Here is an 11,503-nt window from a genome sequence, read left to right as displayed (position 1 = left end):
AAAGAGATAAAACGCTAAAGTTTTAACCACTAAAACGGAACGCCCGCGATACATTCCCGTTTTCAAATCAATGTGATAAGGGCCACATAAGGACACCTCAACATCCATCTTAAAGCGAAAATGCACGCCACAAACGTGCATTCACTCATGAATCAAAAGAAGCTTACTACTGGAAAAGAGATAAAACGCTAAAGTTTTAACCACTAAAACGGAACGCCCGCGATACATTCCCGTTTTCAAATCAATGTGATGAGGACGACGTAATTCACCAGAATTTTTATCTTCGATATAAGTCGGCGCCTTCAGAGCATCAGCCGAACGGCGCATGCCCCTCTTCGCTGGAGAGGTTTTTCGTTTAGGTACAGCCATAAAAAGACACTCCAAATCCATTAAAACAGAAAAAGCAATGTCAAAAATGACAATGCTTCATTTAAAAACACCATAAAATTTTAAGATGTTATACACTGATAAACAAGAAGAGGCAATGTCAAAATGCTCCTCCTCTTACCAAAAATGACCTTCTTTTTATCAAAAATGATGTCAAAATGATCAAATGAATATCAAAAACACCGCAAAATTTGAAAATTTTATACGCCAATGAAAGCATTCTCATAAGACCTTCATTCAATTTTTATTTGGCTTAAAAAGGGATTTGCACATACAATAGAGATACGGATAAAAAGAGAAATTGATTTTTAATAAAAAACGACGCCAATTTATGAAAACAAGAAAAAGCGACAACATTTCTCTTTAAAACTTCGTAATTTCATTTTTGTAAAAACAAAGGAAGCAAGAATGCACGAATTTACTACCCTTCTTGCAAAACATGGACACACCGTTGAAAAGCGGCTTGATACCCTGTTAAGTGATCAAATCCAAAATGGTGAAATTTCACGCCCTAAAAACTTAATCAAAGCCATGCGCTATGGCGTGCTGAACGGTGGAAAACGCCTGCGTCCTTTTCTTGTGATTCAAAGCGCTGCACTTTTTGATATCCCTGTAGAACATTCTCTTGATGTTGCATGTGCCTTAGAATGTATCCATTGTTATTCGCTCATTCATGATGATCTTCCCGCTATGGATAATGATATACTCCGGCGTGGAAAACCCACCGTCCATATAGCATTTGACGAAGCAACAGCAATTCTAGCAGGCAATGCTCTCTTAACATTTGCCTTTGAAATCATTGCCCATAAAGCCAGTACTTTATCTACAGACATTAGAATCAAACTGATCACGTCTCTTGCACAATCGGCAGGACTTGGCGGTATGTTAGGTGGACAAATGCTGGACCTTGCAGCTGAAAAAAAACCGCAAGGAAGTAGTGACATCATCACTCTACAACACATGAAAACAGCAGCCTTGATAAGCTTTGCTTGCCAAGCAGGCGCCATCATTGGCAATGCATCTAAAGAATTAACCGAAAAGCTTACTGATTTTGGTACCTATCTTGGTTTAGCCTTTCAATTAACCGATGACCTTCTTGATGTCACCGCCAACACGCAAACCCTAGGAAAAACTGCTGGGAAAGATGAAACGGCACAAAAAGCAACTTTTGTTCATCTTTATGGCATTGAAGAAACCCAAAAAAAGCGAGATACACTTATCAGTAAAGCAGAAGCATTCTTACATCCTTTTGGCGCTAAAGCACTCCCCCTCCAACAAGCAGCACACTTTAGTGCAAGACGCAAAAATTAAACTTCATCTGCTCCATTGCACATAGTGTAAAACATCACCTTTGTTGAATGCATAATAGACTTTTCAAAGAAACGTTACCATTAATCTCCATTATAGTCCTTATCATGAAATGGGTGCGACAAATCTTGAGAGGGATTTCATTAAAACAAACCGCGTGAATTTATAACACAAGTGCATTCTGGGTATCCCATTTTGCATGAAAAATACCTTCCATTAAAGAATGAACGAAAGAAAATGTGAAACAATGCGCAATCACCATGCTTTAAAAGATATTACCGTGGATGCTTTAAAGCCGAATAAAAACGATCAAAAAGAAGAAAACTCGTTTTCTCCTTCATGTCTTTAATCTTCTAACGATAAGGCAAAAAATAAACAGGATAAGTATCAAACAAGGCATTTTATAAACCCGTAAAAAACAATAAAAGAAGTACAATGCCCTAAGTAAATGCCCTCAGTAGAGAATCGTAATTTTTATGCCTTTCCACGCTATCTTGTTATAGAAGATCAAATATGGTTACATTCTGTAAATTCACTCGTGTATTGCTTGATCTCTAAAAACACTTTTACAAAAGTACTCGTTGTTTAGTTCAAGCATCATTTTTTTGAAGCCCGTATTTAAAATATCAGAAAAAAATGAACACAATGGCTATTTTGATTTTTATGCCACCCTCAAAGAACAAAGTTTTTTAACCCAATCTGCTCTGTAAACAGTCTAGATTCTTAACCGAGTAAGTTCCTCTAGCTTTCCACGCATGCGATTCACTTAAACTAAAGACTCGATAAACAAGACTTAAGAATATTCACCATGCAATTTTTAAAATATTTAATGTGTCAAACAGACAACCTTCACCTCCCCTCAAATGACAGTGTATTACGGCATAATAGGATAAATAAAGTCATCAATTTCAATAGAACGAAAGACCAAAGCAGTATTATTACTAATCTCTCTTTTCTTCGCAAAAAAGCTACAAATAATTTATTTATAATGATAATTCAGCGTTATTCATATTGAATTAGAACTCTGAATACCGTAGGATTTTTTCATTTCAATCTGTGTATGTTGAATCAATCAAAATCATTTGCTTGCACCTCACAAACGGAGAAAGCCGCGTGGGGAAAAACATCAAAGAACGGATTAAAAAATACCTCTTATGAATCGTCTCAAGAGCCAAGAGCTGTAGCAACATTAGGGGACAGCAAAGTGAATGATAGTGTCGGCGCGCTCCTTCAAAAGTAGAAACATTTTTACAAAACTATGGAATAATTTCAATTTAATAATAATCACGATCACTGTAGAACTTTAATTCGTCACGCTCTTTATCTCGTTTATTCAATTCATCGCATAAAAAGAGAATTGATAAGATTAAACAGAGAATGATCATTAAAACAGAAAGATAAAAAAGGCCTTATTATTAATATAATAGCGCAATTTAATTTATAATAAGTACTTTTTTCAAGCTAAGTGTAAATTTCCTCCTTTAAGTGAAATTTTCTTATTAAGATGAAGAGCATCATTGTAAGTGAACCTATGCCTGTTGCCAAAGCTGGAAAATGCGTCCATCTTTTGAAGACATAACAAAAAACATGCAACATGTCTAAGAAAATATCGTGACGATCAATAGAGTATCATAGCCATTTAATATCCTTCGAGAGAATTTTGCCCATTACCCATTAAATGTCATTTGTAAGTTTTTCTTGGTTTCATCATGCCATATATCGTATTGAGCTCTATACAAAAACCCGCTATTTATTTAGTGTTTTCATTATGACAAGCTTCCATACTAGACACAAAGTCAATAACTTGTGTTATTGAGCTAATGCCATTTCCGCTTGAAGAATTAAGAAATTTTTTCGCATAATCAATCATGGGATCCGTAGAGTTCATAGACATATTATATGCCCAAATAAAATTGTTTTCTCTCCAATTATAGTCATAACGCAAACTGCTTATGACATTAGGAAACATTGCCCATGACATCTCCTCATTATAATTCACCGCGCAATAAATTAACAAAGCGTCCACATAAAACAATAAGTCTGTGATGATGCCATATAATATCAAATTTGAGCGCTATATTCTGATAACCACGGCTATATACGAAGTTTCTTGCTTGCTCTTGTTTTTGAAAATGTTCAAAAGCCTCTTATTTTCCATTTATCTATTCTTCGTAAAGTTTATTGTACTGCTCTAGACTATCCACGCGAGTACATCCCAATAATACCAATACAGAGACCAAAACCAAAGAGAAAATACTCAAAAATGAGAATGAAAGATGCCGTTATCTCAACAAGATCATTCATATTTTAAAGGAAACAGAAATAAAACGCGTTAGATATATCAACAATAAAATCGGTCATGAGGAAAGCCTTTTTGAACAGGCTAAAATTGTCCGACTGCTTAATGAGCTCTAATGAGATAAAGTGTTACCAGCAAGTAACCAATGAAAATGGGAAAACTGCTCCATCACCATTCCTTAATAAGCATATAATCCAGCACAATCATTTTCTTTATCAGCGTCCAATCTTGTCAGCAACTCTTGGTGCAATATTCATGAGAAGCATTTTTATTTTTTTAATGATTGTGATGCCACGCCCATTTATAACGTACAAGCAGATGACTTTGATTGCTTCAACATACATAGATTTGAAATAAGAATAACGGATAACATTCTGCTTTCCCATTCAACATGCAAAAACAATGATGCGCCTTAATAAATAAAAGCCTTGATCCACTATAAACCCCATGAAACACACGTGAAATACGTTACTATTTTCACTGAGATTTCTTTAGGGCTCCTTCTAAAAAAAACATTGCCAACAGATAAACCAATAAATAGATACCCAAAATATAAACGAGTGAGAAAAAGCCAAATATATCGACCATATACGCACTCATGTAAAAAAATACCAATAAGCTAAATCTCCCAACAGTTGACAAGAAAGATTCATATGTAGCCCTGAAATGATCACTAATACTATCGTGCAAAACAACTTCTACACGCAGATATGTATACTTAATTAAGTAAAAAATCATACAGACTAAAATAACAGCAATTTCTTTTTTCGGCTCAAAGAAAACCACTGTAAAAATCAGTGAACCCAAAAGAAACAGCAATAAAATAAAATTCACTCTTTCACTTAGTTTTGTAAAGAGAAAACTAGCCAAGAGCTGAGAGAGCAATATCAGTGAAAATGTCACACCAAGATCAAAATAAGTGACATTAATATTATGATCTTTAAATATCCACTGCCAATACTGCGAGAATATATTGAAAAAGATCAGTGAAAAATAAAAGCATAAAGAGATATAAGGAACTTTAATAAAAATAGACAACATCTCTTTAGCATCATAAATGAGAGAATTCGCTTTATTTGTTTTTTTCTCTCCCTTCAGGTCATCAAGAAAAAACAAACCAAATAGTGTTGTCATCAACATTAAAAACGCCGCGATATACCATATATATTGGCTAGAATAATCAGCAAAATATGCGCCAATTAAACTGAATATAAACATGCCGATGTAATTATATTGAGAGCTCGCTCCCAGCACTTTTTTAGTCGATGTCACTTTTGCTTTTGCATATTGAACAAGTAAAGCATTATAAGCCCCAGCAATCAATGTCAGCGATAAGGCATTAAAAGATTCTGCCAAAAGAAAACCATAAAAGCTTGTAGAAAATCCCATGAGACATAGCCATGTAGCAGCAAAAGCCGCTGCCAAAACGATCGATATTTTATAACTTTTTCTATCGGCAAAATATCCCAGAGGAATGTCTGTAACCATCATAATAAAAGCCTGAAACGACTTAATGATCCCGATATCAATAAGAGTTAGCCCTTTTTCAAGCATATAAAATACAATAAAGGCACCTGTTAAAATTCTTATACCGTTAAACAAAAATCCAAACGCTAATATATTTGTCATCTATTCCCCAATAACGCCACGAAAGGTGTCAATACATCCTTTTATATAAAGATAAAAGCTTAAATTTTATGACAAATATGGCAATAGCCGCTATGCGGATCTCCAATCCTATCAATTTGATATCCTGAAAATTTCTGGAAATAATGTCACGTTTAGTTTGCTATTGGATCTGTTTGAAAACAGTATTATCAAGGAGAAATGCTTGAAACCAATGAAGAAGCGCCTCAATTTATGAATAATCATCTTGTTCTCAACATGCAACCACAATGAAGACTGATATTGATTTACAAGCAAAAACACAGCCTTTAATGAAGAAAAAATGCACTCCAAGAATTTATTTCAACCCTGTCCAAAGCGTGTATGAATATAATCACTCAAAAGCGCTTCAAATTCTTCAGCAATGTGATCACCCCGCAAAGTTTTTACCTTTTGTCCCTCAATAAAAACAGGTGCCGCAGGACTTTCCCCCACTCCAGGCAAAGAGATTCCAATATCCGCATGTTTTGACTCCCCCGGTCCATTGACGATACATCCCATCACGGCAACCTTCAAACTTTCAACGCCAGGGTATTTTTCACGCCAAATAGGCATATTTTTGTATAAATCTGCTTCAATTTTTTGCGCCAATTGTTGAAAGACCGTTGAGGTTGTGCGCCCACAACCAGGACAAGCCGCAACCACGGGCAAAAATTGCCGAAAACCCATCACTTGCAAAAGTTCTTGCCCCACCTTTACTTCTCGTGTCCGATCACCACCAGGTTTTGGTGTTAAGGAAATTCGTATCGTATCGCCAATACCTTGCTGTAATAAAATACCCAAAGCCACCGAAGAAGCAACAACGCCCTTTGTTCCCATCCCAGCTTCCGTTAATCCCAAATGAAGAGCATAATCACAACGTGCCGCCAAGGTGGTATAGACAGCAATAAGATCTTGAACATCACTCACTTTAGCAGAAAGAATAATTTTATCACGTCCCAATCCCATCTCTTCAGCCCAAAGAGCCGATTGCAGAGCAGACTGCACAACAGTTTCCCGCATCACTTCAGCAACCGATAAAGGATTTTCTTGCTGTGCATTTTCATTCATAAGCCGTGTTAACAACGCATTATCAAGAGAGCCCCAATTCACGCCAATGCGAATAGGTTTATGATACCGACAAGCAATCTCAATAATTTCTGCAAATTGACGATCTTTTTTTGCGCCAAAACCAACATTTCCAGGATTGATGCGATATTTTGCAAGCGCCTCAGCACACGCAGGATGCTCAGATAAAAGCTTGTGTCCAATATAATGAAAATCCCCAACCAATGGTACAAAAAATCCTAACCTCTCCAATCGCTCCCGTATTTTTGGTACAGCTGCCGCCGCTTCATCACGATCAACAGTAATCCGAACCAATTGTGAACCAGCTTGCCAAAGAGCAGCCACTTGAGCAACAGTTGCATCAACATCAGCCGTATCCGTATTGGTCATTGACTGTACAACTATCGGGCTCTGCCCCCCAACGATCACATCACCAACAGCAACACCAATAGACCGACGACGCTCAAGTGGTTTAGATAAAAAATAGGTCGTACTCATCAAGTCCTCAAATTTTTAAAACCTGCGCTATCAATCATCATTTACATTGACTTCCTCCGCGCTTCAAAGGACGAAAATTACACCGCCCCCCAATCTTAACAGATTACTCTCAAAAGGTTCCACCTACTAACCACTGATGCAATTCAACTCATAGGTGCGATTCATCCTATAGACGCACCGGATAAGTTTTACTACTTCTGTTCAAGTTTATACTTCTACACTTGGGTGATTCAAAAAGAAACCGAAACCAAACAGAGACAATACTGTATTTTTAAGTTGCATGCCGATACCGTACATCCACGTCATCGCAAAACGTGTTTTACAACACAACAGATAACGCCTATCAAAGCGCAATTTTTAAAAATTGCATGAAAGACACCGCCAAATTAATCCAACACATTGATTTATAATAATCTATTTTTTACAAATTTGAATAGAAAACCCAAATATCGTAAGATTTTCTCATTTTAAATCTTCTTAATTGAATCAATCAATACCACTTCTCCTAAAGCCGCAAGAGAACATGTAGATAAAAATTCTTTATAAACTATTTCAAGTGCTAAAAGCTATCCCAACACTTTAAACAAACAAAAAAATGAAGATACCGACTTACATCTTTATGAAATAAAGATGATAGAATGAATTCTACACCATTTTGTAAAATTTTTTACCTCACATCCTTAACAAACACCATCATGAAATGAACTCGAGCACATTAAGAAATTCCTCATTAAACCCAAACTCTTAATTCTCATCTCACCCACGCGCGGCATTATCAATGCAACCTTTCAATTTTCAAGCCGTTATAGCAAAACCCCAAACACAATTCCAACTGTCACGCAACAATTTAACACATGAAGGAGTCAATAAATGTGTCTATTTTCACCCAACGCCAAAAATGCTAAAATTAAAAAACGTATAGCACAATTAAAAAGAGAGCTGGTCCCCGTAAATCATTGGAGTTCTCAAAATGATAGCTTTGAAAACATTTCTGAGCTGTTTAACACATGGAAACAAAAAGGCCGTCACGCGCTTTATCACCTCAACGAACATGCTACAGAATTAAAGAAAAAAGCGAAAGAAAATCCTAAAAAAACCCTCGCACTAGCAGCAGGAGTCGTTTTAGTAAGCTTCTTGCTGATCCGTAAAAATTAACAACACAACCAACAACCTTCCCTTTTAATGCCCGACTCAAAGCGGGCATTTTTTATAGTTTACAAAATATAAAATTTACGTCTTTCCCCCTAACTTTACACTTTCCTCCAAAAGATAAGTTTTCATCCATCCCGCCAGTCTATTATCCAATTTTCTATCTGGCAGTCCCCTACCCCTGTCCTCAAAACACGCGGTGACACCACACTTCAAAGGACAGTGTTGTGAGAAATTATAAGAAAATTTTTCAACATTGCATCCATCCCGCTACTGAGTTAGTTCAAAAGAAATGGAAGTGAGTAAAGATGCATGCGCTTTAATATTCTAAGGAACATTAATTGACATCATGATATAGAAGTATAAGAAGCCTAAGAGCTTTAAAAGATGTATTATAAAAAACCAAACGAAATCTTCCAATGTGAATACCCATTTGCTATAAGTAAATGACACAAGAATTAAACTGAAAAAACCCAAAATTTATCCTCCAGAATCGACCCGCTGCGAAGTATCCACATACGTAACCACAGACATCCCAGGAATGAGTTTTTCAATCCCTTCCTGCCCAGGATCTAAAGCAATCCGTACTGAAATACGTTGCGCAATTTTGATAAAATTACCAATTGTCGTATCCGTTTTTAACAATGAAAATTCTGAACCTGTAGCAGGTGCAAAACGAACCACACGCCCTGTTAACTTTTTGTTGTTCAATGCATCAACAGAAAAAACAACCGGTTGTCCCACACGCATCTGAGAAAGTTGCGTTTCCTTATAATTAGCAATAATCCAAATGTCATCAGAAATAACAGAGACCAATTGCGTACCCGGCATAACATATTGCCCTACCCTAGCGCCAACCAATCCAATATAGCCTGTTCTAGGAGATAAAATCTTTGTGTGATCGAGATTAAGTTTTGCCAACTCAACACTCACCTTTGCTCCCGCAACTTCTGACTGTAAACTTTGTTTTTCAAGATTTAATTGTTTTTGCAATTGTCGTTTTGTTTCTAGGGCTGCCAAGAGTTGTGAAAGAGGGCGAGAAACAGAAACTGCCGCATCACCAAAGCCTAACTTTTTACTATCAGAAACAACATTAGAGAATGCTCGTGAACGCGCTAATTCCGCTTCTGCAGCATTAACTTCTCCCTGTAAAATCTGAGCTTGCAATTCAATACTTGCCAGTTTTGCATTTTTTGAATCGAGAACAGCCTGTGCCCGTGCAAGCTGCTGACGAAAAAGAGAATCATCAAGCTCAAAAAGCAGCATTCCTTTTTCAACGCGTTGATAATCTTGCACATAAATCCGTGCGATCACCCCAGAGATCTGTGAACTAACCAGAGTAACATTTCCCTTAATGGAAGCATTATCCGTTATTTGAATGTTACTCACAAAAGGAGGAAGTCTCCAAGCCCACAAAATCAGCAAAACCCCCGTAATACCCGATAGGAATGCAACAATCGTAGCTTTTGACCGTAATGTTTTTATCATTTTTTGCACCCCTCTTCTATGACATTACTCTACTTTTCTAATGCACGCAAAGAGCATGACTTAACAATCATTGTGGCAAGAAAAATAACGAATACAACCATTGAAATATAAAAATAAAGCCGAAAAACGTCATCATAAGCAAAAATATTTGCTGTTAACTTAAATTTCTCTATCAACATAGAAGTACCCTGCTCACTTCTCAAGCCATTGGGAACAGAAACACCATAAGAAGGCGAAAATAAAGTATTCATCTCACCAGAAATAAGCGGATCAGTAATAATAATATTTTGTGTTAAGGACTCAAAGTTCTTATGGGCAAAATAAAACTGAAGGCTGCCAAAAAAAGCCGATCCCATCAATCCCCCTGTCACTTGCGTTAGCAAAAAAACAGCAATAAAACTTAAAACGTAACGCGGTCCTCGCTCACCAGCGATCACAAACCCTTTGAAAAGAGCAGGAGGCAAAAAAAGTGCATAACTAAAACTCACCAACCCTTGGCTCAACATCATATCTTGTGGGCGCGTTAAATGGTTTACATGACTATCTAAATAAGCTCCCAACGCCAAACAACCCAAAGACAACAAATAAAAATAATCCTCACGCCCCGCCCGTAAAAAAAAGACACAAACAGCCCCCCCTAACAGAATCCCTAATGTCACCGCAAGATACATGGGCGCCATCTCACGATTGAGCAAACCAAAAAGATTAAAAAAACCTACAGGCAAATTTGACCGCTCCAATAAAAAAACATGAAAAATAAATAAAATAAAAACAGATTGGACCATTTCTTTACTGAAAATCCAACGTAAATCAATCAACGGTTTTTCTCTATTAAGCTCAATAATAATAGCAATAGCCAACGAGAAAATAGCAAGTGCGAGCCCCCAACCAATCCATGGTGCTTCATACCACCAATACAATATGCCAACAGACATGATCACAGCATTTAATCCAAGACCAAGAGCAATCAAACCATAGCTTATCCAATCTAATTTTTGAATAACCTTACTGCGGACAACAGGAGTAAGAGGCAAAGTATAGATACAGACCAAGCTGATGAGAACCATCCCCATTTCCAGAGCGGAAAGACTGGAAAAGCCACCATTTTCCAGCAAATCAGGAGAAATTAAACGTGATAAAGGTGCCGCTAAAGCCGCATTCATATAATTCAAACTAAGACCAACAGTAAACTTCTTTGCTGGAGCAAAAGCCTCCATCATATAAAGCAGCGCAAGCGAAGCCAAAGGAGCAGCAGCAATCCCAGCAAAAAAGCGAATAATCAATGCAGAACGCAAATCCGTAACAAAGAGTTGCAACACGCAAACCAAAACGAAGCCAAGGATTGATAATTCAGCAAAAGCACGCAACCCAAATTGATAGCGGATTTTGATCAACATAATCGCTACACTCACATTTGGCGCCATATAAGCCGCTACCAACCATGTTGTCTCGGTTAAAGTTGCGTGAAAATCACCCGTAAGATGGACAATGTTAGACTGAACAATATTAGCCCCTAAACCATAAGCCCATTGCAAAATAAGAGAAGCAAAAATATAAACAAAACATTTTGGCAAAGGTCCTGCAAAAATACGACCAGGACGAGGAAAAGGTTTTCCACCCCTTTTAGCAAACACAACCGTACTCTTTTTTCCGCTCATGTCA

8 protein-coding genes are annotated in these 11,503 nt (G+C 37.1%); 2 read left to right on the top strand and 6 right to left on the bottom strand.

The window, feature by feature from the left end; genetic code table 11:
• Positions 1–141 precede the first annotated feature (141 nt).
• Positions 142–369: a 50S ribosomal protein L32 gene (rpmF, locus tag ACFIJ7_RS01460; RefSeq protein ID WP_375644444.1), complete on the bottom strand. Its 228-nt coding sequence runs from the start codon at positions 367–369 to the stop codon at positions 142–144.
• 426 nt (positions 370–795) lie between these two features.
• Here rpmF and ACFIJ7_RS01455 point away from each other — a divergent pair, with 426 nt between their 5' ends.
• The gene (locus tag ACFIJ7_RS01455; protein WP_375635505.1) at positions 796–1,698 is read left to right on the top strand and encodes a polyprenyl synthetase family protein; all 903 of its coding nucleotides are present in this window, start codon (positions 796–798) and stop codon (positions 1,696–1,698) included.
• 1,747 nt (positions 1,699–3,445) lie between these two features.
• Here ACFIJ7_RS01455 and ACFIJ7_RS01450 read toward each other — a convergent pair.
• From ACFIJ7_RS01450 to ispG, 3 genes are all read right to left on the bottom strand, one after another.
• Complete coding sequence (locus ACFIJ7_RS01450) at positions 3,446–3,664, bottom strand: hypothetical protein (protein WP_375644443.1); 219 nt, start codon at positions 3,662–3,664, stop codon at positions 3,446–3,448.
• Between the two features lie 807 nt (positions 3,665–4,471).
• Complete coding sequence (locus ACFIJ7_RS01445) at positions 4,472–5,623, bottom strand: MFS transporter (protein ID WP_375644442.1); 1,152 nt, start codon at positions 5,621–5,623, stop codon at positions 4,472–4,474.
• Between the two features lie 339 nt (positions 5,624–5,962).
• A complete protein-coding gene (gene ispG, locus ACFIJ7_RS01440; protein ID WP_375635501.1) occupies positions 5,963–7,204 on the bottom strand; it encodes a flavodoxin-dependent (E)-4-hydroxy-3-methylbut-2-enyl-diphosphate synthase in 1,242 nt (413 codons plus the stop codon).
• Between the two features lie 870 nt (positions 7,205–8,074).
• On the opposite strand from ispG, the gene ACFIJ7_RS01435 reads away from it, so the two are divergent.
• Positions 8,075–8,359, top strand: coding sequence for a hypothetical protein (locus tag ACFIJ7_RS01435; protein WP_375635500.1), 285 nt, complete (start codon positions 8,075–8,077; stop codon positions 8,357–8,359).
• 474 nt (positions 8,360–8,833) lie between these two features.
• Here ACFIJ7_RS01435 and ACFIJ7_RS01430 read toward each other — a convergent pair whose 3' ends face one another.
• On the bottom strand, positions 8,834–9,841 hold the full coding sequence (locus ACFIJ7_RS01430) for an HlyD family secretion protein (protein WP_375644441.1): 1,008 nt from the start codon (positions 9,839–9,841) through the stop codon (positions 8,834–8,836).
• Positions 9,842–9,870: 29 nt separating this feature from the next.
• A complete protein-coding gene (locus ACFIJ7_RS01425; RefSeq protein ID WP_375644440.1) occupies positions 9,871–11,499 on the bottom strand; it encodes an MFS transporter in 1,629 nt (542 codons plus the stop codon).
• Positions 11,500–11,503 lie beyond the last annotated feature (4 nt).

The sequence above is a fragment of the Bartonella sp. MR100HLJHH genome, assembly GCF_042194215.1.
Classification (GTDB): domain Bacteria; phylum Pseudomonadota; class Alphaproteobacteria; order Rhizobiales; family Rhizobiaceae; genus Bartonella; species Bartonella grahamii.
Note: the sequence above shows the minus strand (reverse complement) of the source record. Positions and strands in the feature narration are given on the sequence as shown.